This window comes from Bradyrhizobium sp. STM 3561 (assembly GCF_045571455.1).
GTDB lineage: Bacteria > Pseudomonadota > Alphaproteobacteria > Rhizobiales > Xanthobacteraceae > Bradyrhizobium > Bradyrhizobium vignae.
Genome location: NZ_CP120695.1, coordinates 1187708 through 1212841, shown reverse-complemented (window position 1 = coordinate 1212841; position 25134 = coordinate 1187708). Strand labels below are relative to the sequence as shown.

General features: G+C 60.9%; 16 protein-coding genes. 13 read left to right on the top strand and 3 right to left on the bottom strand.

Going from position 1 to position 25134, the window contains the following annotated elements:
- Positions 1–71: 71 nt before the first annotated feature.
- Positions 72–2924 carry an ATP-binding protein gene (locus P6U28_RS05410; RefSeq protein WP_407121905.1) on the top strand — a complete coding sequence of 951 codons (2853 nt, stop codon included), beginning with the start codon at positions 72–74 and terminating at the stop codon, positions 2922–2924.
- Positions 2921–5335 (top strand): molybdopterin-dependent oxidoreductase, encoded by a 2415-nt coding sequence (locus tag P6U28_RS05405; RefSeq protein ID WP_407121904.1) that lies wholly within the window; start codon positions 2921–2923, stop codon positions 5333–5335. The genes P6U28_RS05410 and P6U28_RS05405 overlap by 4 nt, the downstream gene beginning before the upstream one ends.
- On the opposite strand, the gene P6U28_RS05400 is transcribed toward P6U28_RS05405, so the two are convergent.
- Together P6U28_RS05400 and P6U28_RS05395 are read right to left on the bottom strand one after the other, a co-directional pair.
- A complete protein-coding gene (locus tag P6U28_RS05400) occupies positions 5284–8199 on the bottom strand; it encodes an ATP-binding protein (RefSeq protein ID WP_407121903.1) in 2916 nt (971 codons plus the stop codon). The genes P6U28_RS05405 and P6U28_RS05400 overlap by 52 nt on opposite strands.
- An 84-nt stretch (positions 8200–8283) precedes the next feature.
- Entirely contained in the window at positions 8284–8958 is a 675-nt protein-coding gene (locus P6U28_RS05395) for a sensor histidine kinase (protein WP_407121902.1), read from the bottom strand.
- A 316-nt stretch (positions 8959–9274) separates the two neighbouring features.
- On the opposite strand from P6U28_RS05395, the gene P6U28_RS05390 reads away from it, so the two are divergent.
- From P6U28_RS05390 to P6U28_RS05345, 10 genes are all read left to right on the top strand, one after another.
- Positions 9275–12115 carry an ATP-binding protein gene (locus tag P6U28_RS05390; protein ID WP_407121901.1) on the top strand — a complete coding sequence of 947 codons (2841 nt, stop codon included), beginning with the start codon at positions 9275–9277 and terminating at the stop codon, positions 12113–12115.
- 119 nt (positions 12116–12234) lie between these two features.
- Positions 12235–12942, top strand: a complete 708-nt coding sequence (locus P6U28_RS05385; protein WP_407121900.1) for a hypothetical protein — start codon at positions 12235–12237, stop codon at positions 12940–12942.
- Positions 12943–13122: 180 nt separating this feature from the next.
- Positions 13123–13848, top strand: a complete 726-nt coding sequence (locus tag P6U28_RS05380) for a type 1 glutamine amidotransferase domain-containing protein (RefSeq protein WP_407121899.1) — start codon at positions 13123–13125, stop codon at positions 13846–13848.
- A gap of 82 nt (positions 13849–13930) precedes the next feature.
- On the top strand, positions 13931–14971 hold the full coding sequence (locus P6U28_RS05375) for an alpha/beta fold hydrolase (protein WP_407121898.1): 1041 nt from the start codon (positions 13931–13933) through the stop codon (positions 14969–14971).
- Positions 14972–14982: 11 nt separating this feature from the next.
- Positions 14983–15567: a sorbitol dehydrogenase family protein gene (locus P6U28_RS05370; RefSeq protein ID WP_407121897.1), complete on the top strand. Its 585-nt coding sequence runs from the start codon at positions 14983–14985 to the stop codon at positions 15565–15567.
- Between the two features lie 32 nt (positions 15568–15599).
- Positions 15600–17246 carry a GMC family oxidoreductase gene (locus P6U28_RS05365; RefSeq protein ID WP_407121896.1) on the top strand — a complete coding sequence of 549 codons (1647 nt, stop codon included), beginning with the start codon at positions 15600–15602 and terminating at the stop codon, positions 17244–17246.
- Positions 17247–17248: 2 nt separating this feature from the next.
- Complete coding sequence (locus tag P6U28_RS05360) at positions 17249–18727, top strand: c-type cytochrome (protein ID WP_407121895.1); 1479 nt, start codon at positions 17249–17251, stop codon at positions 18725–18727.
- Positions 18727–20487 carry an MOSC domain-containing protein gene (locus tag P6U28_RS05355; protein ID WP_407121894.1) on the top strand — a complete coding sequence of 587 codons (1761 nt, stop codon included), beginning with the start codon at positions 18727–18729 and terminating at the stop codon, positions 20485–20487. The genes P6U28_RS05360 and P6U28_RS05355 overlap by 1 nt, the downstream gene beginning before the upstream one ends.
- Before the next feature lie 36 nt (positions 20488–20523).
- Positions 20524–21120 carry a redoxin domain-containing protein gene (locus P6U28_RS05350; protein ID WP_407121893.1) on the top strand — a complete coding sequence of 199 codons (597 nt, stop codon included), beginning with the start codon at positions 20524–20526 and terminating at the stop codon, positions 21118–21120.
- 756 nt (positions 21121–21876) lie between these two features.
- Entirely contained in the window at positions 21877–22803 is a 927-nt protein-coding gene (locus tag P6U28_RS05345) for a catalase family peroxidase (RefSeq protein ID WP_407121892.1), read from the top strand.
- 5 nt (positions 22804–22808) lie between these two features.
- On the opposite strand, the gene P6U28_RS05340 is transcribed toward P6U28_RS05345, so the two are convergent.
- Positions 22809–23741 carry a helix-turn-helix domain-containing protein gene (locus tag P6U28_RS05340; RefSeq protein ID WP_407121891.1) on the bottom strand — a complete coding sequence of 311 codons (933 nt, stop codon included), beginning with the start codon at positions 23739–23741 and terminating at the stop codon, positions 22809–22811.
- A 397-nt stretch (positions 23742–24138) separates the two neighbouring features.
- On the opposite strand from P6U28_RS05340, the gene P6U28_RS05335 reads away from it, so the two are divergent.
- On the top strand, positions 24139–25092 hold the full coding sequence (locus P6U28_RS05335; RefSeq protein WP_407121890.1) for a helix-turn-helix transcriptional regulator: 954 nt from the start codon (positions 24139–24141) through the stop codon (positions 25090–25092).
- Positions 25093–25134: the final 42 nt, after the last annotated feature.

Below are 25134 nucleotides of genomic sequence, written 5' to 3'. Positions count from 1 at the left end.
ATCTACTCCGATGCCAGTGCCGGCATCGGCGCAAATACCAAGCTAATTCAAAGGGCTAAAAGAAGCACGCCATGGCAACGCCGCCTGCGCAAAGCAATGAAACGGTCTCGTTTGGCCCCTTCCTCCTGGTTCCCGGCGAGAGAATGCTGACCAAGGACGGCGCCCGCGTCGAACTCAGCGCCCGAGCCTACGATATTCTTGTGACGCTGCTGTCCCGTCCGAACGAAGTGGTCAGCAAGAATGACCTGATCGCCGAGGTGTGGCCCGGGCTCAATGTCGAGGAAGGCGCCTTGCGCTTCCACGTCGCCGGTCTGCGCAAGGCACTCGGTGACGGAAAGGATGGCGCGCGGTACATTTCCACGTCATCCGGACGGGGCTATAGTTTTGTTGCCGCGATTTCACGCTCGGGCATTTCAGCCCAGCGTCCGGTCACCCCCTCCCCGCGTTTTCATCACTACAATCTGCCGAGCCGGCTCGGCGCCATGATCGACCGCGAGGAAGATCTCGAGAAGCTGTCGCTGCGGCTCAATGCCTACCGGTTTGTCACGATCGTCGGATCAGGGGGCGTCGGTAAGACCACGGTTGCCGTGGCGATCGCGCACCAACTGCAGGCCACCTTCAAGGGTGCGGTGCTGTTCGTTGATCTGAGTATGGTGAGTGATCCTCGCTATGTGACGACCGGCGTCGCGTCGATGCTGGGCCTATCCGTCCAGAGCGCGGATGCAACGTCCGGCCTGATCGCCTATCTCAGGGAGAAGCGGCTTCTACTTGTACTCGACACATGCGAACATCTGATCGACGCCGTTGCAGCCCTGGCTGTGGCGATCTTCAGGAACGCTCCGCAAGTTCACATTCTCGCGACGAGTCGTGAAACGCTGCAAGTGGAAGGAGAAAACGTCTATCGGCTGGAGCCGCTCGCCTACCCCCCCGAGGGCGGCGAACTTTCCGCCGACGCCGCGCGAACATTCCCCGCTACGCAATTGTTCGTCGAACGCGCTCTGGCAAGCGGCGCCAACTTGAACCTGAACGACGCTGAGGCCGCGATTGTCGCCGACATCTGTCGGAAGCTGGATGGGGTCGCGCTCGCCATCGAACTGGCCGCGCGCCGCGTCGAGGTCTATGGTCTGAACGAGACAGCCGCCCTGCTCGACCAGCGACTTGCCCAGTTATGGGCAGGCCCACGCACTGCTCCGCCCCGACAGAAGACCCTCCAGGCGACGCTCGACTGGAGTTACAGCCTGCTGTCGGAAACACAGCGCATTGTGCTGCGCAGGCTGGCCATATTCGTCGGAAATTTTACGCTCGAGGCTGCGCTTGCGGTCGCTACGGGCAACGGTCTCGAACAGGCGGACGTTTTTGAGGCAATCGACAGCCTGGTTGCCAAGTCCATGGTCGCGACGCGTTCGCTCGATTCCGTCATGCGCTATCGTCTGCTTGATACGACGCGGGCCTACGCACTCGAACTCGAGGCTGACGACATCGAAACGACCTCCCTGGCCATCCGTCATGCGCGTTACTACCGGCAATGGCTCGCGCAAGCTGCCTCCGAATGGTCCGCCTTGATGTCCGGTACGGAACGCGCGCCCTATTTCGCCGGCGTCAGCAATGTCCGCACTGCCCTGGAATGGTGCTTTGGAGCGAACGGTGATTTGCCGACCGGTATCGGCCTTGCCGCGGCCGCGGCACCCGTCCTGCTGGCGATGTCGCTGCTTCCTGAATGCCATCATTGGTCGCAACGCGCTTTGGCTACTCTCGACGATCAAGTCTGCAGCAAATCCGAGCAGATGCACCTGCAGGCGGGCCTTGGGATCTCGTCGATGCTGCTTTATGGAGAAAACGCGCAGGCGCGAGGGGCATTGGACCGCAGTCTGGCGTTGGCCGAAGCGGAGCGTGATTTGGCCAACGAAGCCGGCCTGCTCGGCATGCTCCACATGTTCCACTTCCGCAGTGGCGACTTCAATGTCGCGTTGTCGTATGCAAAACGCTGCCGAGCGCTCGCCGCCAATGTCGACGACCCCGCGGCCCTTGCGCTGGCCCATTCCATCCTCGGACGCTCCCTTCTCATGAAGGGAGACCTCCGCGGCGCGCGCGGCGAGCTCGAGGCGTTGTTCGCAGATTGGTCGCCGTCACAACAGAGCGACACGATCTATCTGGTCCACGATCGCCATTTCCGGGCCGGCATTGCGCTCGCGAGGACGCTTTGGATGCAGGGGCATCCGACCCAGGCTATTGAGCGCGCCCGCGACTTCATCGATGGCGCGAAGCGAATGGATCATCCGGCGTCGGTCACAGTTCTGCTTGCCTGGGCCGCGTCGATCTTCCTGTGGACCGGGGATTTTGGGAGTGCCCGAGAGTATATCGACGCCTCGATCGCGATCTCCGAATCCTATTCCCTCGGCCCGCTGACTGCGGTCGGGCGCGCAAGAAAGGCGCAGCTGGCCATTCGCCAGGGCCAGAACGCCATCGCGGACCTCCGCGCGTCGTTGGCGGAAATTCATGCCGTCCGCTATGAGCTGATCACGACCGAGTTCAACATCTGCCTCGCGCAAGGCCTGATCGCCAACGGACAGCGCGATGATGCGATGGCACTCCTGACTGACACGATCCTGCAAGTCAGCACAAAAGGCGATACCTGTTACATGCCGGAGCTGCTGCGCATGAAGGGGGGACTGCTACGCGCGATGGACCCTTCTCGCCTTGAGGAAGCCGAAGCATGTCTCATACAATCGCTGGAGCTCAGTCGCAGTCAAGGCGCGCTTGGCTGGGAATTGCGTACCGCGATCGACCTTGCAGGGCTTCTGGTTGGAAAGGGCTTTCACCGACCTGCGAAGGACGTTCTCGGGCAGACGTATAGTCAGTTTACAGAGGGGTTTGACACTGCCGATCTCAAAGCAGCTGAACGACTGCTGGAGCAACTGTCATGACGGCTTCCGGCCCGCCAAGGGTCGACCATGTCAAAGGATACTGCGGATTGTGCATCGCGCGTTGCGGTACGGTAGCAACCGTCGCCGACGGCCGCTTCATTCGTCTGGATCCCGATCCCTCGCATCCGACAGGCGCGACCATTTGCGCCAAGGGTCGGGCGGCTCCCGAACTGGTCTATCACAGAGATCGCCTGACAAGGCCGCTTCGCCGCACCCGGCCGAAAGGCGATCCTGATCCGGGGTGGGAAGAGACGTCCTGGGACATCGCGCTCGATCAGATCGCGTCCGCAATGCGGCGGACTGCTGCACAATATGGTCCCGAAGCAGTTGCTTTCAGCCTATCGTCTCCGTCGACCACAGCCATCGCGGATTCTGCGCCGTTCGTTCGTAGGCTGATGAACGCCTTTGGCACCCCGAATCTGGTCTGGGCACTCGACTTGTGCGGCTGGAGCCGCGGCTTCGCCACGAGATATGTCTTCGGGGTCGGCAGCGTTGCGACAGGAAGCGCGGGCGGCGCGATGCCGGAGATCGCCAAAACCGGATGTCTGATCCTGTGGGGTTACAATCCTTCGTTCTCGCGCATCACGCACGCGACGGCTGCGCTGGACGGCCTCAAGCGGGGCATGAAGCTTGTCGTGATCGATCCGCGCAATGTCGGCCTCGCCAACAAGGCAGATGTCTGGCTGCGGGTGCGACCAGGAGCTGACGGCGCGCTCGCATTGGGTCTCGCGAACATCATGATCGAGCGCGGATGGTACGATCAGGAGTTCGTGCGCACATGGACGAACGGGCCGCTGCTGGTGCGCTCCGACACCAACAGGCTGCTGAAAGCCGAAGACGTATTTCCCGACGCAGACCGCGGGTCGCTCGTTGCCTTGGACATGTTGTCGAAATCCATTGTCCGCTACGATCCGACCACGGGACAGTACGATCCCTCGCCTGGTCATCTGTCCTTAAGAGGCGAATACACCATTGAAACGGTCGACGGGACCGTCAGTTGCCGGCCGGTCTTCGATCTCTACGCCGATCTGTGCAGACACTACTCACCTGAGACGATCGCAAGGACGTGCTGGATTTCTGCGGAGCAATTGACAGAGGCGGCACGCACGATCTGGGAATCCCGGCCGGTCTCATATTATGCCTGGAGCGGACACGAGCATCACGCGAACACGACGGAAACCGCGCGGGCGATTGCCATGCTCTATGCCCTGACCGGCAGTTTCGATGCGCCCGGCGGCAACGTTCTTCTTCCGTCGATCCCGACAGCGCCGATCACCGGAGAGGACCTCGCTCAGCGGCTTGCGCCGGCCATCGGTGTCGCTGAACGTCCGCTCGGACCAGCACGCTGGAACAACGTGTCGACCCATGACTTCTATCGGGCGGCCCTCGAAGGTGATCCCTATCCGGTGCGCACGCTGATTGGATTCGGCGCGAATCTACTGCTTGCCCAGGCTGATCCTGTTCGCGGCCGTGCGGCACTTTCGTCGCTGGATTTTTATGCACATGCGGATCTGTTCATGAATCCGACGGCCGCGCTTGCCGACATGGTGCTTCCCGTCGCGTCTTGCTTCGAACGCGAAGCTCTCAAGATCGGATTTGAAATCAGTGAAGACGCACAGTCTCACGTTCAACTCCGGTCGAAGATAGTGCCTCCGCCCGGAGAGGCCTTGCCGGATACCGATATTATCTTCGGCCTCGCCAAACGCCTGGGACTCGAGATGAAGTTCTGGCAGGGTGACATCGATGCGGCCTATCGAGAACAGCTTGCCTCAAGTGGCATCTCTCTTGAGCAACTCAGAGCCGACCCGGCCGGACAGCGAAAATCGCTGTCAACGACTCACTATAAATACAAGATACCGGACGAGCGCGGCATCGCACGCGGTTTTCCGACCCCAACGCGAAAAGTCGAGTTCTGGTCGGAAACGTTCGTCGGCCAGGGCTATCCGGCGCTGCCTGATATCGAAACTCCCATCTTTGGAACGAGACAACCTGCAGCCATGTTCCCGCTGGTTCTGACATGCGCAAAGCCGAGCTTGTTCTGCCAAAGCCAGCATCGCGCGTTACCATCGCTGCGCAAGCGCCTACCCTACCCCGAAATCGAACTGCACCCGACGACGGCAGCCGCCAGGAAGATTCGAGACGGAGATTGGGTCGAGGTCAGAACCTCGAGCGGCGCCATGCGCGCCAAGGCGCGCTTTAACGATACGTTGGACGATCGTGTCGTGGTTGGCCAACATGGCTGGTGGCAAGCTTGCGCTGAACTTGGGGTCGCAGGTTCAGATCCAACGGATCCAAATGGAAGCAACTTCAACCTGACAGTCGACGCTGCTATCCGTGATCCCATCAGCGGAACCCCCTCTCACCGCTCTAACATGTGCGAAATTCGACTACTCCGTGGTGATGCCGATTGAGGTAACCGAGGTATGGCCAAAGGAGAGATCTCAAGAAGTCGGCGCGCGGCGCGGAGATCTGCCGTTTCGGAGCCCTCCGTGAAGCGAGCCAACGTATGGCTCAACTCCAAGAGAGCCTGAGCCGAGGGAGGGCCAGAGTCGGCGAGGTGCACATGGCTGACCGCCGCGCGCAATCTCCAGGAAAGCGCCGACTGCCGCTCGGCCAACTCAATTGCTGCGCCAATATCCTGCTCTGCGCCTAAGCTGTCACCGCAGCCGGCGCGGAGCTCACTGCGCACGCGCAAGAGCTCCGGCATCTCCCAACTGTCGCCCTGGGCGGCAACAGCGTCGATGCGCGCCTCGATCGTGGAGAGCGCCTCCGCAGGCCGTCCCTGCGCAGCCATTCCCACCACCAGCGCGATGGTCGCTGCCCCACTGTAGAGCTCCAAGCGCTCGGCGAGCATGCGGGGCAATGCAGGCCGCAGCAATTCGACTCCCTTGTCCACGGCGCCGTGCGCAATGCACAGTTCGCCTTTGAGGGCGGTCGCGGCGGTGGAGAATGGTCCAAGCCCATGCTTGCGCGAATAGGCGGCCAGCCGATCAGCGGCTTCCTCCAGCCTGCTCAGATCGCCAATCCAGCGATAGACGCGCGCCGCAAAGCAGAGCCCCGCGCAATACATCGCGAGATCCGGATTTGAGCCAATCTTCGTCAGACGGTTTGCAACCTCTGCGGCCTGGTCCGGGAAACCAAGCAGCCAGAGATTGGTGCAGGACATGATCTGTGTGCCACGGGGGTAGGCAAAGTGGTCGATAGGCAGGTCCGGGATCGCGGCATCGCCCGCTTCGCCCGCTTCGAGCTTCTCTCGGGCAAGCCGCTGATCGCCACTGAGGTGATAGGCGACGCCGAGATAGGTTTGCGCACGAGCAATCGCTGCCGGATCTCCAATCGCGGCGGCGACCGTGTCGGCCAGGCGCGCCACCTCCAATAGACGCTTGCGCTCACCCGTTCGGCGGTACAAGGCGTGAAGTCGGCTCAGCAGTCGAAACTGGTTTGGCGAGTCACCAACAGCCTGCGCCAGCTCGAGCCCGCCGCGGAGCGCGGTCTCACATTGGTGACTGTTTCGTTCCGTGAACATCGCCGCATGCCCGAAGGCCCAGAGCAATTCCACTTTGGCGGCATGATAGCTCAGGCCGTCGTCAAGCGCGTCGATCGCACGACCGGCCCAGATTCTGCATTCCTCGAGCAGATTGAGCTCTACAAACAGCCGCGCGCAGGCAGCTGCAAGCGGGGTGCGAAGTTGAGCTCCGCGCGCATCGGAATAGGCCCAATCCAGCGCGGCGCGGGCGTCCGACAAAAGTTCAACGCGATGGCTCCAGCCCCCCGGACGCCTTCCGCCGGCCTCGTAGGTTCGAGGACCCAGGGCCTCCAGCACATATCGCGCGTGGCTGAGGTGTGCCGCATGGGCCATGCCGCAAGCGGCAAGCTTCTCCGCCGCATAGGCACGCGTTGTCTCGAGCAGGCAGAAGCGCGCCAGACCTGCGTCAGGCCTGCTCGTCACCAGCGATTTTGCAACCAGCTGCTCAAGACTGTCGAGAACGGCCTCGGGCTCGTTCAGACTGCGGGCAACGGCGCGCGCGCCGTTGAGCGTAAACGCGCCAGGGAAGACGCTGAGATACTGCAGAAGGCTCCGCTCGGCCGGAGAGATGAGGTCATAGCTCCAGTCCAGTGCCGCGCTCAACGATTGGTGCCGCTGCGGGGCCGTGCGTCGCCCAGGCCAAGCAAGCCGAAATCGTCCTTCGATGAGATTGTCGATCTCGCTCAAGCTATGCGCTGACAGACGGCTCGCAACCAGTTCAATTGCCAAGGGTATCCCATCGAGCTTACGGCAAATGCGAGCCACCACATCGTTGTCGCACTCGCAACCTGCCGCAGCCGCGCATTCCTTGAAGAGCTGTGTCGACGAATATCGATTGATGTCGAGTCCATCGGATAAGTCTTGCGGTGGTATTTCGAGCGGCGGCAGTTCAACCACAAACTCACTTGCGGCCTCGAGCGATTCCCGACTTGTCGCCAGGATGGAAACGCCCGGTGTTTGCAGGTAGATCCTTTCCGTAAGCCGCGCGACCGCGTCAACGACGTGCTCGCAATTGTCGAGGACCAACAGAAGCTCCCGGTCGCGCAGCGCGTCGATCAGTCGAAGCGTGGGGTCCCCCACCGGAATGACCAGACCGAGCGCCGATGCCACTGCGATTGCGACCAGGTGAGGATCTCTAAGGCTGCCAAGATCGACAAACTGAACGCCATCCCTGAAGCTGGTGGCGACCTCATGCGCAAGCGTGATGGCAACGGTCGTCTTGCCGATACCGCCCGGACCCCGAAGCGTCACGAAACGTCGCGCGGTCAGGTGTTCGGCGAGCATGACGACTGTCGCGTCGCGCCCGACGACTCGGCTCGGCCTGTGAGGAAGCCTTTGCGGGCGTTGATTGGCCGCTGAATCGGGGGTGCCCAATCGCTTCGACGTCGTCGTGCCGTGAACCGGAGCGACAAAACAATATCCACGGCCGGGAACGTTGACTACGTAGGATTGGCCATCCTTGCCGTCATCCAACGCGCGGCGCAGCTGAACCACGTGGAAGCGCAGGCTGCTCTCATCGACTGTCAGACCGGGCCAAGCCCTTGCCATTAGGTCGGCTTTGCCGACAACTTCTCCAGCCCGATCGATCAAGAGACAGAGGAGATCGAACGCGCGGCTGCCAACGAGAACGGACTCACCATCGCGCTCGAGCAGGCGTTCATTCGGAACAACGCGGAATGGCCCGAAAACTAAGGCATCCGGCGGATTATCCGATCGTGAAACTGGGTTGGTCTTATCGAAGCTCGCCACAGATCACCCAAGACCCTTTGAGGGCGGGTCGCCCTTCTATTAAATCCCCTGAGAATGCCGGACAGCTAGAGTTCGTTATCCAGCCTACCCGGCAGCGGCTGTCGGCGTCAAAATTGTCACAGTTGTCCCACCACAGCCGGCTTCGCCATGGACCCGCGCGCGAATGCTTCGGGCAAGGCGCTCCAGGATCCGGCCACCGGTCCCCTGAAGCGGACCAATCGCGCCTGTGCCGTTGTCGGCGACCGTGCAGCACAAGGCCCCGTCGCGATTGACGATCTCGATGCGAATCAATCCACCATTTCGGCCCGGAAAAGCATGTTTGGCTGCGTTTGTGACGAGTTCTGTGACCATCAACGCAAGTCGATGACGCTGCGATGCCGCAAGTGTACCGCTCTCGATAGCCGCCTCGCAGCGAATGCCCGCAGGCTCCAGGATTGCCTCAGCCAAGGCTCCGCACAAACCTTCGAAAAAACTGTCCAGCGCAACGGCGTTGAGATCGCAATCATCGGACAACAGTTGATAGAGCCTGCCAAAGGCCACGACACGCCGTTCGAAGCGATCGACGGCAATCGAAACATCCGTCGGTTTTATCCGCATGAAATCGCGCCGCACCGACGCACCAAGCAGGGTCAGCGTATTCTTCATCCGGTGGTGGCTTTCGCGAAGCACCAGCTCCCAATCATCCAGCTGGTCGTCGACGCCGGTGGCTTGATGGGATTGAACGATATCGTCGTTTGACCGAAAGCCGACGGCGAACATGGTGACCTCCCCCGTTTGAGATACGGTTTTCTGAGCCATACTGCGCGCGATAGCCGAATTTGGCTCGTTAGACGTTGCAAGATTCTGTTATGGTGCGAAGCGATTGACGGTCTTGCGCATGACGGATCGCATCGCGTCCGAACCATCCCAAATTTCGTCTAAGATCTTATCTTTTAAGCTAAATCTGACGACTCTGACCAGCTGTTCGGCTCGTTTCGAGACGTGCACAGATATTGGCCAGCCGGGCCCGTTTACTCAAACCCGCGTTCTGATAAACCAAGTAGTCTCTGGACTTCCCTCAGCGGGGCAATGGCGCGTGCCAGACAAGACCAATCAAGGTTCGGCCATTTCCTTTGGACCGTTCCGGCTGCTTCCCAGCTCGCGGTTGTTGGAGAAGGACGGCACACCGCTTCACATCGGGGGCCGCGCGCTCGATATCCTCATCGCCCTCGCCGAGCACCCCGGCGAAGTCGTCGACAAGAGAGAATTGGTTAGGCGCGTCTGGGCCGACGTGAACGTGGACGAGGGCAGCCTTCGCTTCCACATCACCGCGTTGAGAAAGGCGCTCGGCGATGGTGCTGCGGGTGCCCGCTACATCGTCAATGTTCCCGGGCGCGGATATTGCTTCGCCGCATCTCTCGCGCATGACTCGTCGGCGACGCAGCTTCGCGGCAAGGTCTCATCCCCTCGAGCTCTTCCCGCCCCGCTCGCGAGAATGATCGGACGCGGAGAAGCTATCGATAAGATTTGCGCCGAGCTCTCTCTGCACCGCTTCGTGACCGTTGTCGGCCCTGGGGGCATTGGCAAGACCTCGGTCGCCATTGCGGTCGCGCACCATCAACTGACCGCCTTCGAGGAGCAGGTTTCTTTCGTCGATTTCGGTGCTCTCAGGGACGAGAAGCTTGTCTCTGCCGCCATTGCTTCCGCGCTCGAACTACCCGTCAGCTCCGATGACCCCTTACCGGGTCTGTTAAAATGCCTGCAAGGTTCCAAAAGGCTTCTGATCTTTGACAGCTGCGAGCATGTGCTCGATACGCTGGCGCCGCTGGCGGAGCGTCTTGCTCGGGACGCGCCAGACCTTCACATCCTTGCAACCAGCCGCGAGTCCTTTCGCACCGAAGGCGAGCGGGTCTTCCGTCTGTTCCCGCTAGATTGCCCACCACAACGCGATGGACTGAGCGCCTCCGAAATCCTTGCCTATCCTGCCGCCCAGCTTTTTGTCGAACGGATCGCGGAGAGCCTGAGCGAATTCCAGCTTGGCGAGGAAGAGGCCCCTCTGGTGGCCGAAATCTGCCGTCGCCTGGATGGCATCGCACTTGCGATCGAACTTGCCGCAGGCCGGGTCAATGCCTATGGCATTGCCGGGACCGCTTCGCTGCTCGATAGCCGCTTCTCGCTGTTGTGGCGAGGACGGCGTACTGCGATCCCGCGGCATCAAACGCTCAGCGCCGCGCTCGGCTGGAGCTACGACCTGCTGCCTTCAGCTGAAAGCACGGCGCTTCGCAGATTGTCGGTGTTCGTCGGGCCATTCACTCTGGAAGCTGCTCTTGCGGTCGCATCCTTTCAGGGCGTTAGCGAAGCCGAAGCCGTCGACGCGATCTCCAACCTGCTTTCAAAGTCCCTGATCGCGACCGCGCCGGGAGAGCGCCGGCTGCGATATCGTCTGCTCGACACGACCCGGGCCTTCGTTGCGGAGAAACTGGCGGAAAGCGGAGAAGCAGACCAGGTCGCGCGCGCCCACGCCGATTATTTTCGCGACTTCCTGCAGGACATTTCTCTCAAATCCGCAGGCCCTCAAAGCTCCCGCGGTTTCCTACTCTATGCAGACCATCTACCCAACGTGCGCGCCGCTCTGGAGTGGAGTTTCTCCGATCGTGGTGACCGCAGGATCGGCATCGATCTGGCTGCCTCGGCCGGGCAGCTTTTTCTCGAGCTTTCGCTGCTGATGGAATGCTATCGTTGGACAAGTCAGGCTCTCGCGTCTCTTGAGAATACGCCGATAGATAGCCGTCAGGAAATGCAGTTGCAGACGGCGCTTGGCATTTCCGTGATGTTTACGCAGGGTAACACCGAAGCCGTGCGCGCGGCCTTTACGCGAAGTCTTCACCTTGCGGAGGAGCTCGAAGATCTCCACTGGCAATTGTGGCTGCTGCGCGGGCTGCACATCTACCTGACTCGCATCGGAGACTTCCACGGCGCGCTCGGAACCGGCGAAAAAGGTGAACCGATTGCACGCAGGCTGAACGACCCGACCAGCACGCTCAACGTCGAGTGGATGCTGGGGGTGGCGCATCATCTGATTGGCCATCAGGACAAGGCTGTCCCGCTCTGCGAAAGCGCGATGGTTCACAATCCAAGCTCGCAGCGTCTGAATATTGGTCACCTCGGCTATGACGACCGCATCGTCGCATTGGTCGCCTTTGCCCGCGGACTATGGCTCACGGGCAGGCCGGAGCGGGCGATCGAGGCGTCGAGATTTACGGTACGTGAGGCCGAGCAGCTCGAGCAGCCGCTGACGCTCGGTATTGCCTTGATCTGGACGATCTATGTCTTTCTCTGGGTAGGCGATTGGACTAGCGCGGAAAGCATGATCGAGAGACTCATCGATCATGCGGGGAAGCACTTTCTCGGCCCCTATCACGCGGTCGGCATCGGGCAAAAAGGAGAGCTGCTGCTGCGCCGCGGCGACGTCGCTGGCGGGATGGAATTTCTCCGCCGCAGTCAGGCCACGCTACACGCGAGCAGGCATCGGATCATGACGAGCGTGTTTGCAACTGCCCAGGCAGAGGGCATGGCGCTGCAAAATCAATTCGCGGAGGCGTTGCGCCTGATTGACGATGCGATCGCCCAGGTCGGCAATCATGGCGAGTCCTTCGACATGCCGGAAATGCTCAGGATCAAGGGCGACATTCTGGCACGTTCCGGGTCCCCTTCCGAGGCAGAACGCTTCCTTCAAAAATCGCTTGACCTGTCGCGGCAGCAGTGCGCCCTCGGCTGGGAGCTGCGCGGTGCGATCAGCCTTGGCCGGCTCTGGCGCGCCGGCGGCCGCGCTGGCCAGATTCGAGCCCTGATCGAACCAATCGTTGCGCGCTATCAGGAAGGACTGACGACACGCGATCTCGTCTCTGCCACGGACTTTCTGGCTGATCTGAATTGAAAGCAATTTCAGCGGGATAGCGCGGGCGCCACCCTCTCGCAAATCCTAACAACTTCTAACACGCCAAGTCGCCAATACCTCGCCATGGTGCAGAGACCTAATGGCAGATCTGGCGAAACATGGCACTTCTAGATGACGCGATTGATGCCAGTGGAGGCTTGGCCCGCTGGACACGGTTGAGCCGGTTTACGCTTCATCTTTCCTTTGGCGGAATGTTGTTCACCGAGGCCGGACATGCCGGTCAATTCAAGGACGTCATTGCGGAGGGATCGACACGAACCCAATCCGTTCGATTTACCGGCATTACCGGCGGTCAGGAGTGCGCTTCATTTCAACCGGATTCAGTCACGATCGAAAACATCGACGGTGAAATCCTCCGAACTTGGCGTCACCCACAATTTCGATACGCTAATCACGCGATACACCCGCTCGCGGATGAATTGCATCTGGTCTTCTTCTGCGGCTTCGCGATTTGGAGCTACCTGACCACGCCATTTCTCCTTGCCCGTCGTGACGTCCAGGTCGAAGAACTTCCGCCGTGGCTTGAGAACGGAGCACTCTGGCATCGGCTCCGCGCGCGATTTCCGTCGGACATCGTGACCCACAACTCCGAGCAGATATTCTACTTCGACCAAAAGGCCTTGCAACGCCGTGTGGACCACGACCTGCTTGGAACGAGAGTTGCGGATTATTCGTGGGCGCATCAGACGTTTTCCGACATCATGGTTCCGACACTCCGGCGCTCACAGATGCTGCGGCCCGACGGAACCGTTATCGCCAAGCCGGCGCTCATTGACGTCGAGATCTTCGACGCTGCCTTCGACTAGGCGATCGGGCGGCCACGTCCGCGCTCGCAACGTCTAACAACGCATAACGTGCTAACAGCCGGCCTTCCGCGCACAGTGTCGTCACGAGCAAACGAAGACGATCACGAGCTCACGCGAGGTCGTGCGGCCTGCATCGCGGTTCGGAGGGACTTCGCAGAAGCGCGACAAAGGGAGACGGTCATGAAGGTCTTGATGGTCATCACATCCCACGACCAGTTAGGTAACACCGGGCGCAAGACGGGTTTCTGGCTCGAAGAGCTCGCAGCCCCCTATTACGTCTTCAAGGATTCCGGCGCAGAGGTCACGCTCGCCTCCCCGAACGGCGGCCGTCCGCCGCTTGACCCCAAGAGCAACGAGCCTGATTTCCGGACCGAGCTGACGCTCCGGTTCGAGAACGACGAGGATGCGGAAGCGCAGCTCGACAACACCGTTCGCCTTGACAGCGTCAAGCAGGAAGATTTCGACACTGTTTTCTATCCCGGCGGGCACGGTCCAATGTGGGATCTCGCCGAAGACCAGCATTCCATTAAGCTGATCGAGTTGTTTCTCGCGGCTGGCAAGCCGATCGGCATTGTGTGCCATTCGACGGGCGCGCTGCGTCACGTCAAGATGCCCGATGGCAGCCTTCTGGTTCACGGCAAGGAAGTGACGGGCTTCACCAACGGCGAGGAAGAGGAGGTCGGGCTGACCAAGATCGTGCCCTTCCTCGTCGAGGACGAGATGCTGAAGCTGGGCGCCACCTTCTCCAAGAAGGCGAACTGGACACCTCACGTCGTCAGCGACGGCCAATTGATTACAGGACAAAATCCACATTCGTCGGGCCCAGCCGCGAACACTCTGCTGGCGAAGCTGGGTGAGATGGGCGGCGCCCATGTGAGCACCGCCTCCACCGCGTTCATCCCGTAGATCAAAACTGACTGCGCGCTCACTGAAAAAAGCGCGTCGCTGGACCACGTGTTGCAACTTTGACTTGCCTGGGAGAGATTACATGACAGACCAGATCGACCCCCTCCGCCGACTCTTCGGCACGGCCGCAATTACGCTGGCAGCCTCGCAATTCGCATTCACTGGCACAGCCGAGGGGCAACCTGTGATGACCAAACAGGGCGCCTCGCCCAACGCCAGGCCAGAACCAAACACCTCGTTTGTATCGCTCAAGCAGGTCGACGCCGGGCTGCTCAATGTGGGATATGCTGAAGCGGGCCCTGCCGACGGGCCCGTCGTGATCCTGCTGCACGGCTGGCCGTACGATATCTACAGCTTCGTTGATGTCACACCCCTGCTCGCGTCGGCAGGCTACCGCGTGATTGTGCCCTACTTGCGCGGGTACGGCACGACACGTTTCCTATCCGATGCGACAGTGCGAAGCGGACAGCCGTCGGCGCTCGCCGTTGACGTTATCGCCTTCATGGATGCGCTCAAGATTGAGAAGGCGACCCTTGCCGGCTTCGATTGGGGAGCGCGGACGGCGAACATCGTTGCCGCGCTGTGGCCAGAGCGCTGCAAAGCGATGGTCTCGGTGAGCGGCTATTTGATCGGCAATCAGCAAGCCGGCAGGACGCCCTTGCCGCCGAAGGCCGAGCTGCAGTGGTGGTATCAGTTCTATTTCGCGACCGAGCGCGGTCGCGCTGGTTACGAGAAGTATCGGCAGGATTTCTCGAAGCTGATCTGGCGGCTCGCGTCACCACAATGGCATTTCGACGACACCACTTTCGAGCGAAGCGCGAAGGCATTCGACAATCCTGATCACGTCGCGATCGTTGTTCACAACTATCGCTGGCGGCTTGGCCTCGCCGAAGGCGAGCCCCGTTACGACGATCTCGAAAAGCGGCTGGCGCAAAGCCCGTCCATCACCGTGCCAACGATTACAATGGAAGGCGACGCCAACGGGGTGCCGTCCGCTTATGCCAGGATGTTCTCGGGGCGTTATTCGCATCGAACGATCAAAGGCGGCATCGGGCACAATCTGCCGCAAGAAGCGCCGAACGCTTTCGCGGACGCGATCATCGCCGTGGCAACGGACACGTGAGGGGGCGCCAAATGAAGCCGCAACAGATGTTAGCAGCGAGACGCACGAAGGTGCTTGACTCCTGTCCCGACGACTGTCCCACGGCCTTCAATCTCGCTCGCCGCAACGTGTTGGTGGGTGGGTTGCTGTTCGGTGCGTTGGCCGCTCTGCCAACGCTGCCGGCTGTTGCAGCGTCGGCCTCGTGGTCGGATGAAGCTGCGGCGCGCTTCATGGAGATTTCGTCGCTGCTGGTTCCCCATCGCCTGAACGCGGAGGTAGGTAGGCGCATGGGCGCTGCGATGGTCGCTTTGAATCCGGCGCTGTTGCAGGAGATTGGTGGCCTACTTTCTATCGCCCGAGGGAGAAACGCACGGATCGTCGAGGACTTCTTCGCCGACATACCGGATGGCCCGCTCAAGGAGACCGCGCTTTCGATCATTTCTGCCTGGTATCTCGGCGTCGTCACAAGTGCTTCCAATGCCGAGGTGTTCGCCTACGAGTACGCACTCATGTACGGGCCGACGAGTGACGTCATGACCATTCCCTCCTACGCCATTTCCGGGCCAAATCGATGGACGTCCACGGCGCCGCCACTGAGCAACATGCCTGAATTTTGAGCGCGGGTACTGTCGAAAGAGGAATTGTCCAGATGGCAAGCGAGCATAGTGCAGACGTCGTCGTTGTAGGAACGGGCGTAGTCGGTTGCCTGATCGCGGAACATGCTCTTGACGCTGGGCTATCCGTTCTGATGCTCGAAGCCGGGCCTCGCGTTGACCGCTGGCGGATCGTCGAGAACTTCCGGAAGCTTCCGCCGAGCCTGCGGCTGTTTCACTGGAACGCACCCTATCCCCCGAAGCCATGGGCGCCGCATCTCGAAACCCGCACGCCTAGGGAGCAGGAGCAATACCTCCAACTGGAAGGGCCGAATGCCCGCGCCTATCTCCAGGGCTACGTCCGTTACGCAGGCGGCGCGACCTGGCACTGGGCCGGAATTTGCTGGCGCTTGACCCCCGAAGATATGCAGCTGAAGAGCCTTTATGGAGTCGGCCGGGACTGGCCCTTCGGTCACGAAATCATCGAGCCGTACTATACACGCGCGGAATACGCGATCGGCGTCAGCGGTCCGTCCGACCCGGCGCTGCAATGGCCGACGAACGGGAATCGGTCAAAACCCTATCCCATGGGACCGATTCCCTTCGGCCCTGGTGAGCATCGGTTCACGGAAGCTGCCGCCAGAATCGGGATGATCAATCTGCCGGCGCCTCAGGCCCGCAACAGCGGCGTCTCCTATGACGGCCGGCCAGCCTGTTGCGGCAACAACAATTGTTTTCCGGTATGTCCGATCGCCGCCAAATATGACGCGGCAACGGCTTTGCCGAAGATCGAGGCAAAGGGCGGTAAGATCTTAGTCAATGCCGTCGTCTATCGAATCGAGACGGGCGACAAGAACGCAATCAACGCGGTTCACTTCTTCGATCCGGACAAGCAATCGCACAGGGTGACGGGCCGCCTCTTCGTGATTGCCTGCAATGGCATCGAAACGCCAAAGCTGCTGTTACTGTCAAAGAACGAACGCAACCCAAACGGCGTGGCGAACAGTTCCGATCAGGTCGGTCGCAACATGATGGATCAGCCGAAGCTCACGGCGGAGCTGGAACTGGAGGAACCCCTCTGGACAGGCGTCGGACCGGTCCAGAGCAGCAGCATCCTCAACACCACACAAGGTGACTTCCGCGGCCGCCACGCCGGCGCGATGTTCCGTATGGAGAATTTCGCTCGTAGTCCGCTCGGCGCAGCCGCCGCGCTGAAGAAAGGCTTGGTGGGCAAGGCCCTGGACGCAGAGATCCGGCGGCTTTCCGCCTGTACCGCAAGACTGACCGTGGAGCATGAGATCCTGCCCTCGGCAAATAATCGTTTGACGCTATCCACTCAGAAGGATTGGCTCGGCATCAACAAACCGAACATCTATTACGACGTCGGCGACTATGTGCGCCAAAGCGCCAAGGAATACACGGTGCCGCGACTGCGGCGGTTGGCGGCCGAACTCGGCGCCACCAAGTTCCAGCTGTCCCCCGAGTTTCTCAACAGCGACCACATCATGGGCGGCTGCATCATGGGAACCGAGCCGACGATGGCCGTGGTTGATCCCGACTGCCGCGCACACGATCATCCGAACTTATTCCTGCCTGGTGGCGGCGCGATGCCCAGCGCGACGGCTTCGAACAGTACGCTCACGATGACAGCGCTGGCGCTGAAAGCGGCGGACGCAATCGTCGTCCAACTAAGGCACGGCTGATCATGGGCAACACCGGTCATCACCTTGGTGTGCTTCTGATCGGCCTCGCCGCAACTGCGGCGGCCGGGATTTGTCGGGCTGCTGATCAGCCGGAACAAACGGCTGCAGCGATCCAGCGTGGGGAATATCTCGCGACGGCCGGCGACTGCGGCGCTTGCCACACGGCGCCTCGTGGCAAAGCCTTCGCGGGCGGGCTGCCCATCGGCACGCCGCTCGGCACTATCTATTCGACCAACATCACTCCCTCGGCGGATTTCGGAGTCGGACGCTACACAGAGGAAGACTTTTCGCGGGCGCTCCGGCGCGGCGTTCGGCGCGATGGAGCTAACCTCTATCCTGCGATGCCGTACACATCTTATGCCAAGTTCACCGACGAGGACATCCACGCGCTCTATTTGTACTTCACCCAATCAGTAGAGCCGGTCGAACAACGCGCCCCATCGACGAGGCTTCCGTTCCCGATGAATATCCGCGGCTCGATGATCGCCTGGAATCTGTTGTTCCTGGACTCGGCAGCTTTCGTGCCAAACCGAAATCAATCACCAGAGTGGAATCGCGGCGCGTACCTCGTGCAGGGCGCGGCGCATTGCGGCACATGTCACACGCCGCGCGGCCTTCTCATGCAAGAGCAAGCGAGCCGTGCCTTGTCAGGCGCACAGGTCGGGCCTTGGTACGCGCCCAACATTACGTCGGATCCAATCAGCGGCATTGGACGCTGGACCAGGACAGAACTGGTCGCATATTTGCGCACGGGACACTTGTCCGGAAAGGCGCAGGCGGCCGGCAGCATGGGCGAAGCGGTCGAGTATAGCTTTCAGCACCTTGCTGCCGCGGACCTCGATGCTATAGCGAGGTATATCCAGGCTGTCCCGGCCGTTCGCGATCCGGCCGACCAGGTTTCCCGCTTCTCGGCAGGGAATATGTTCTCTGCGCTCGCCGAGCTGCGCGGACGTGACGGCGTAAGATTCGATAGCGAACCAAATCCCAGCGGCGCGGAGTTGTTTCAAGGCAATTGCGCCTCTTGCCATTCGGCTGAAGGCCAAGGCAGCAAGGACGGCTACTATCCAAGTCTGTTCTCGAACTCTGCCACTGGCGCCCGGAACGCGACCAACCTCGTTGCGACGATCTTGTACGGCGTGAATCGCACGACATCGGAAGGACAGGCCTTTATGCCGGGCTTCGGCGGCCATCCGAGCGACGCCAACCCACTCAGCGATCGCAACATCGCGACGTTGAGTAATTTCGTGCTCGCGCACTATGGATCAGCCGGCACTACCGTTACCGAACAACAGGTCGCCGAAGCGCGCCAAGGCGGCCCCTCCTCGCCGCTGCTTGCACTTGCTCGCGGGAGCACGCCCATCGTGGCGGCCATTGCGTTCCTGGGTATCGCCTTTCTCCTCGTCCGGAGACGAAAACTGCGCCGAGTTGATGGCGAGTCGCCTGTTCAGGAACCCGGCTACCATCTTCGGAGAAAAATGTGATGGGACGTTTGCTTTCAGTCAACGTGGGTCTGCCGTGCAATACGACTTGGCAGGGGAGAACGGTGCATACCGGCATTTGGAAGACGCCGGTCAAAGGTCCACGGATGGTGCGCCGCCTCAACATCGAGGGCGACGGGCAAGGAGATTTGGCGGGCCACGGCGGCGAACACCGCGCTGTATTGGTTTATCAGTACGATTCTTATCGATACTGGCAGAATCAACTGAGCCGATCCGATTTCGCTTACGGCCAGTTCGGCGAGAACTTCACCGTGGATGGCCTGTCGGACGCGGAGACTTGTATCGGAGACCGTTACCGGATCGGCAAAGCCTTGTTCGAGGTGACGCAGCCGCGGGTCACCTGCTACCGGCTGGGCATCCGGATGAACGAGCCCGACATGGCCGCACTGCTGGTCAAGCACGGAAGACCCGGTTTCTACTTGCGTGTGCTGGAGGAAGGTGAAGTCGAGACCGGCGACGAGATCACGCTTGTCACCGCCGGGCCCGAACGCATGAGCGTATCCGATATCGATGCGCTGCTCTACATGCCCGGTCATCCCCGCGACCAACTGGAGCGCGCGCTGCGCATTCCGGCCCTGAGCACCGGGTGGCGCAAATCATTCGAGGCGCTGCTGAAGCAGAGGCTTAAGGATGGTGCCGTGGCAGGAAATGCCGGGCTCACCACGACGCCCGGCTTGGCGCCGGCATGGCAAGGATTCCGACCGTTTCGCGTATCGCGTAAAGTGCGCGAGAGCAGCAACGTGACGTCGCTGGTGCTCGAGCCGATCGACGGGCCGCCGATCGCCGCGGCGCTTCCCGGACAGTTTGTCGTCTTACGGCTCGAGCCAAGTCCTGCGCCTTCGCTGATGCGAAGCTATTCGCTGTCAGGCGAGCCCGGCGCCTCGTTCTTTCGCGTGAGCGTCAAAAGGGAAGCCCATGGCGCGGCCAGCGACTATATTGACGACGAGCTAAAGGTTGGCGACATCGTGCAGGCGAGCGCGGCGCGCGGCAGCTTCACACTGCGGCCGGGCAACACGCCTGTTGTGTTGGTGAGTGCCGGCATCGGAGTGACGCCGGTGCTCGCGATGCTTCATGCGTTGGTGGCAGAAGCATCGACGCGGGATGTCTGGTGGCTGTACGGGGCCCGCAATGGCAGCGAACATCCGTTTGCCAGCGAGACGCGCGAGTTGCTGGGCGCCCTTCCCCGCCATCACAGCCAGATTTGCTACAGCGCGCCCGACCCTGAGGACCGACTCCATATTGATTTCGACGTTCGTGGTCATCTGGATGTGCGAGTGATCGAACAGCTCAACTTACCGCGAGATGGTGATTTCTACATCTGTGGACCGAGCGGGTTCATGAGCGACCTCTCCGCTGGCCTTGCGTCCCTCGGCGTCGCCAAGGATCGCATCCACACCGAGATATTCGGCACGGGTCCATCCATGACGCCAGGTATCGCCGCTTCGCCCCGTCAAACGCCCCATGTGCCAGCGGGACCTCCGGGCCCGGGACCGATGGTTTCCTTCGCGCGTTCCGGTCTCAATGTCCGCTGGGCATCATCGTTCAAGAGCCTGCTCGAGTTGGCCGAAGCTTGCGACGTTCCGGTGCGTTGGTCGTGCCGAACGGGGGTGTGCCACAACTGCGAGACCGGACTCGTAGCAGGAAACGTCAGCTACCACCCGGAACCAATCGATGCACCGGCTGACGGTAACTTGCTGATTTGCTGCTCACGGCCCGAGGGCAACGTCGTGATCGACTTGTGACGGCAGCGGCCTCGCATCCAACGATGGAGAATTCAAATGCGATCAGACATCACGCAGGGGGCCGTTTTCCCGGACTATGAGTTGAGCGACCACACCGGGAAACATCGCAAGCTCTCCGAGTTGCAGGGGCAGGATCCGATGGTGGTCGTGCTTGGGCGCGGCGGCTTCTGTCCAAAAGATCGCCGCCAGGCCGAAGGCTTGCTGGAGTTGCATCGGGAGATGGAGGTTGGCTATTGCCGGCTGGTCACGATCACAACTGATAACATCAGCCAGACAAACGAATATCGTAGCGGTGTAGGGGCGCACTGGCCCTTTCTCTCCGATCCGCGGCGTATCGTTCAGAAGGATCTCGATATCGCGGAATATACCGACCCAGCCCATGATCCAATGATTCCGCACGTGATCGTGCTGGAGCCGAGTCTCATCATTCACAAGATTTACAACGGCTACTGGTTCTTTGGGCGTCCCACGACGGAGGAACTTCGCCAGGATCTGCGCGCGGTGACCAGGAAATGCCGACCGGACTGGGACATTACAGCACCCGAACTTAGGGCTGCATGGCAGCAGGGACGCAAAGAGCTCTTCTATCCGTATGGCAAAACCTATGCCAAAACTATCGGCGAACAGGATTAAGAGCGCATCCCCCAAGGTACCGCGGAACGGGGGCTGTGAGGAGCGATCCCGCAACTCACTAAGATCTTCCTGCTGGAGCGCTTGAGCTATTTGGTGTCAGGACCAGATGGTTCAAACTGCTCAAACTCACAGCTAGAACGGATGACATCGTAGAAGACGCAGTCTGGCGAAGAAAATCGTAAGATTGGAGCGGGGGAGCGCACCGCCTTTCCGCATACCCGCCAAACCTTCGATATTGTATCCATTCCTCCAAATAAAGCAGCTTCGTGAGCCCTGGGCGAGAGCCGGGGTGGAAAATGGAAAGCGAGCGCGCTTTCGGCGCTGCGGCCGTACTGCGGGCTCCAGAGGAGGCCGCAAGACAATCCGGTTGGTAGAGGAAGACGTCACCACCGCCTGAGTCGCACGCCCGAGATGGGCTGAGGCTTCGAACCATTATGTTCGCTTATCGGCAATCCGGTCAGCGATCAGGAGTTCTTCCACCTAGCAGCAATAGCTCTGGAATTACGTCAATCGCTCTGGCGTGGCGGCGCTGCTAGTTGGTTAGATTATCGTCGTGCCACCGCCCCCACGGCTTTGATCGGTATCGGAGTGCTTTACTGCATCCGGTTGGTCGGTCAGATGTGAGGGGTGGCCAAGCGCGCAATACCTCGCGATCCCGGGCCTGGAGCAGGATCGGACAAGACACGACCGATTCAGGAAAGACACCGGACCCGCGCAGCGTCCACAACCAATCCCAAGATCAGGCCGAGACCACGAATGCCCGAGTTCCCGAGCAGCGCCGCCACCGCCGCGTCAATCGTCGAAGCCCTGCGAGCCGTAGCCGTCGCGCCGCCAAAGGCACGCGCGAGCTTTGCCAAGGGCCGATGCGTTCGCGGCACCTATGCCCCGTCGAATCAGGCGAGCGAGATCACGAAATCCCGGAGTTTTACGAAGCCATCCCGCGTGCTGGCGCGGTTCTCTGTAGGCGGCGCCCATCCGAAGGTCGCAGACACGGACAAGCTTGTGCTGCGCGGTTTCGCCTTCCGGCTCGGTAGCGACGGTCAGCGCTCGGAAATCTTTACCCAAAACGCGCCTGTGCATTTTGCGAGAACGCTCGACCAGATGTTGGACTTCCTCAAGGCGCGCATTCCCGGGCCAGACGGCAAGATCGATGCGGCGAAGGTTAAGGCGTTCTCCTCTGCCAATCCCGAAACGCTGTTTCAGGCGAATTATCTCGCCGCGCGGCCTTTGCCGGGAAGCTTTGCAGGGACGACCTATTGGGGCGTGCACGCCTTTCCCGCGACGAACGCAAGAGGCGAGACGCGTTTCATCAAATTCAAGGTCGAGCCGGTCGGCGGGGAGGTTCCGCTGACCGAAGACGAAGCCGGGGGAAAGTCTGCCGACTTCCTGAGCGACGATCTCGATCAGCGGATCGCGGCACGCGACGTCAGGTTCAGCGTGATGGCGCTGCTCGACCGGAGCGGCGATCCCGTCATGGACGTCACCGTCCGATGGCCGGATGAAGACGAACGCGAAGCGGTGCGGCTAGGCACGATTGTCATCACCGGAGTCGAAGCCAACGAGACTTGCGATGAAGCCAACTTCGATCCGGCAAATCTCGACGAAGGCATCGGCCATCCCCTGGATGAGATCTTTGCGGCGCGCCGCGCCGTCTACGCCATATCGCAGAGGATGCGAGAGTAAGCCGGCTATGTTTCGGTTTCCGAGCCGCCTTGTTTCTCGCGCCTCCACGCCCCCGGACTGACGCCGACCAGCGATGAGAACACCCGCGTAAAGTGGCTTTGATTCGCAAACCCCGCCGAGATCGCGATCTCCGAGAGCGGCAGGTCGCGAACGCTCAGCAACTGCTTGGCCGCCTTGACGCGTTGGTGCAGCAGCCACTGGTGCGGCGGCAAGCCGGTGGACACACGGAACGCCCGGGAAAAATGGCTGACGGAAAGATCGAACTCGGCGGCGATCTGCTGCAGTGAAAGGCTTCCACCGAGGTCGGACTCCAATCGGTCACAGGCCCGCTTCATCTGCCACGGCGCAAGGCCGCCGCGGACGAGTTCTGCGCCGGGTTGCATGCCGCCATAGCTCTGAGCCACGTGAGCAGTCAGCGCAAGCATCGTGTGATCGATGAACAGCTGATTGGCTTCGTCCGGCCGACGCAGCGCTTGCAAGAGCGCGGTTCCGAGATGGCGAACGATCGCGTCATTCACGCCGATGCCGGGCTCATAGACGAGTTCGCCGATGCACGGCGCGCCAGCTTGTTTGGCGACATCATCGAGCGCTGTCCGCGGCAGATATAGGTAAATGGAGTGATATGGCTTGTCGATCACGAAGCGCGGATCGCGTTTCAAGTCGTACAGATAAGTTGCACCGGCGCGTACATCCGCCTTGATGACGCATCGGCCATCCTCCCAGCATTCGCAGTCAGGGTAATTGCTAAGTTTGAGACTGACGAGGTAGGCGTCTTCGGCAGGAAATTGCCCCGAAAGAGCCCGTACAGGGTTATCGTGGCGCGTTTCAGTGGCAGCGAGTTCGATCCCGCGCAGCGTACGCGTCATCAGCGAAGGCGGCGGATCCGTCAGATGCAAAAACTTGCGATGCCTCTGTCGGTAAACGGTCGCTTGTCCCATGTGCCGCGGTCTTCTTGATGGAGTCGCACGTGAGCGGCTGTTTCGCCGCCGCGAGATTACGACCGATTATCCGATATCGGCTTGAGGCCGTCTACAAAGCCGTTAGTCGCAGCTTCGCGCACGAGTTTGTGACACAATCTCAGTAGGTTACTTAAGAATGTGAACTAAGGAGTCCATTCACAAGAATGCTACCGACGTTCGGTAGCCGGATTGCCTCATTCTGCAGCAGCAGATGTTTCTGCTCGGCCTTTGTGCGCGGCTTTGGTTGCAGGCGTGCTGGCGGCTTGGAGCAAGATTAGGCAAAGCACCGCCGTTTTGGGAAAGACGGAGAACGCTTGCAACGCGTAGAACGCGCCAACGCTCAAACGAAATGCCTCTCAACGGCGAGGACAGGTCCATGAGCTGCACGCCGATCCAACGCGATCTTCACGAGAATCACCCAGACACTCCCGAGATGCAGAATCGCAATCTGCCGAGCGGCGAACGGCGTTCCGCCGATGCTGAAATGGCGCGCGTGCTGAGAACCGCGCCGATACGCATCGCATCGGAGCCGTTTGGTGGCGCAATTGCCCATTGGAAGCACGGCGCTCTGCACGATGTCGTCGAGCCGATGGCCGACCATGTCATCATGACATATCCCACCGGCACGCAGCGGCTGGAGCGCCGTAGCGGAAGATCAGTCGCGATCGGAATGGCGCGCAGTGGGGTTGTGACGATCATTCCAGCCGGCTCGAGCGCCCGATGGGACATTCCTGGAGCCGTCGATGTCGTTCAGCTCTATCTACCGCATAGAACGCTCGAGCGTGTCGCAGCCGAAGCCGAGATGGCCGGGGTCGGTGACCTCCTGGAGCGAACCGGGCATCCCGATCTCATTACATCCCGGTTGCTCACGAGCGCAGTGGACGCAATGGATGGTAGCGCGGCCCTCGATGCCCTGTTCAGGCAGCAAATGACCGACCTTCTCGCCACGCGGGTGCTGGCTGCGCACGCCGGGACGCCGGCGCCCTTTCAGCCGACATTGGGTGGGTTATCTCCGATGGCGCTGCGCCGCGCCATCGAACGCCTGCGCTCAGATGCCGAGGCGGACGTCTCCCTCGCAGCCCTGGCTTCGGACGCCGGCCTGTCGCGCTTCCACTTCTGCCGCGCCTTCAAGGAAAGCACTGGACTGTCGCCGCATGCCTGGCTGCGCCAGCATCGGATCGAGCAGGCAATGAGCATGCTGCGCGACACCGATGAATCCATCGTTTCGATCGCAGCCGCGCTTGGCTATTCCTCGCAGACCGCCTTCGCTGCGGCCTTCAGGAAGATGACCGGCGAGACACCGCGCGACTGGCGGAGGCGCATGCGTTAGCAGCAATCGCTCTATAGTGACGGCAATCCCTCTGGGGCAGCG

What these genes read in the sequence shown, in the direction of transcription:
- P6U28_RS05410 (WP_407121905.1), top strand. Translation starts at nt 72, where the DNA reads ATGGCAACGCCGCCTGCGCAAAGCAATGAAACGGTCTCGTTTGGCCCC.
- P6U28_RS05405 (WP_407121904.1), top strand. Translation starts at nt 2,921, where the DNA reads ATGACGGCTTCCGGCCCGCCAAGGGTCGACCATGTCAAAGGATACTGC.
- P6U28_RS05395 (WP_407121902.1), bottom strand. Translation starts at nt 8,958, where the DNA reads ATGTTCGCCGTCGGCTTTCGGTCAAACGACGATATCGTTCAATCCCAT.
- P6U28_RS05385 (WP_407121900.1), top strand. Translation starts at nt 12,235, where the DNA reads ATGGCACTTCTAGATGACGCGATTGATGCCAGTGGAGGCTTGGCCCGC.
- P6U28_RS05380 (WP_407121899.1), top strand. Translation starts at nt 13,123, where the DNA reads ATGAAGGTCTTGATGGTCATCACATCCCACGACCAGTTAGGTAACACC.
- P6U28_RS05375 (WP_407121898.1), top strand. Translation starts at nt 13,931, where the DNA reads ATGACAGACCAGATCGACCCCCTCCGCCGACTCTTCGGCACGGCCGCA.
- P6U28_RS05370 (WP_407121897.1), top strand. Translation starts at nt 14,983, where the DNA reads ATGAAGCCGCAACAGATGTTAGCAGCGAGACGCACGAAGGTGCTTGAC.
- P6U28_RS05365 (WP_407121896.1), top strand. Translation starts at nt 15,600, where the DNA reads ATGGCAAGCGAGCATAGTGCAGACGTCGTCGTTGTAGGAACGGGCGTA.
- P6U28_RS05360 (WP_407121895.1), top strand. Translation starts at nt 17,249, where the DNA reads ATGGGCAACACCGGTCATCACCTTGGTGTGCTTCTGATCGGCCTCGCC.
- P6U28_RS05355 (WP_407121894.1), top strand. Translation starts at nt 18,727, where the DNA reads ATGGGACGTTTGCTTTCAGTCAACGTGGGTCTGCCGTGCAATACGACT.
- P6U28_RS05350 (WP_407121893.1), top strand. Translation starts at nt 20,524, where the DNA reads ATGCGATCAGACATCACGCAGGGGGCCGTTTTCCCGGACTATGAGTTG.
- P6U28_RS05345 (WP_407121892.1), top strand. Translation starts at nt 21,877, where the DNA reads ATGCCCGAGTTCCCGAGCAGCGCCGCCACCGCCGCGTCAATCGTCGAA.
- P6U28_RS05340 (WP_407121891.1), bottom strand. Translation starts at nt 23,741, where the DNA reads ATGGGACAAGCGACCGTTTACCGACAGAGGCATCGCAAGTTTTTGCAT.
- P6U28_RS05335 (WP_407121890.1), top strand. Translation starts at nt 24,139, where the DNA reads ATGAGCTGCACGCCGATCCAACGCGATCTTCACGAGAATCACCCAGAC.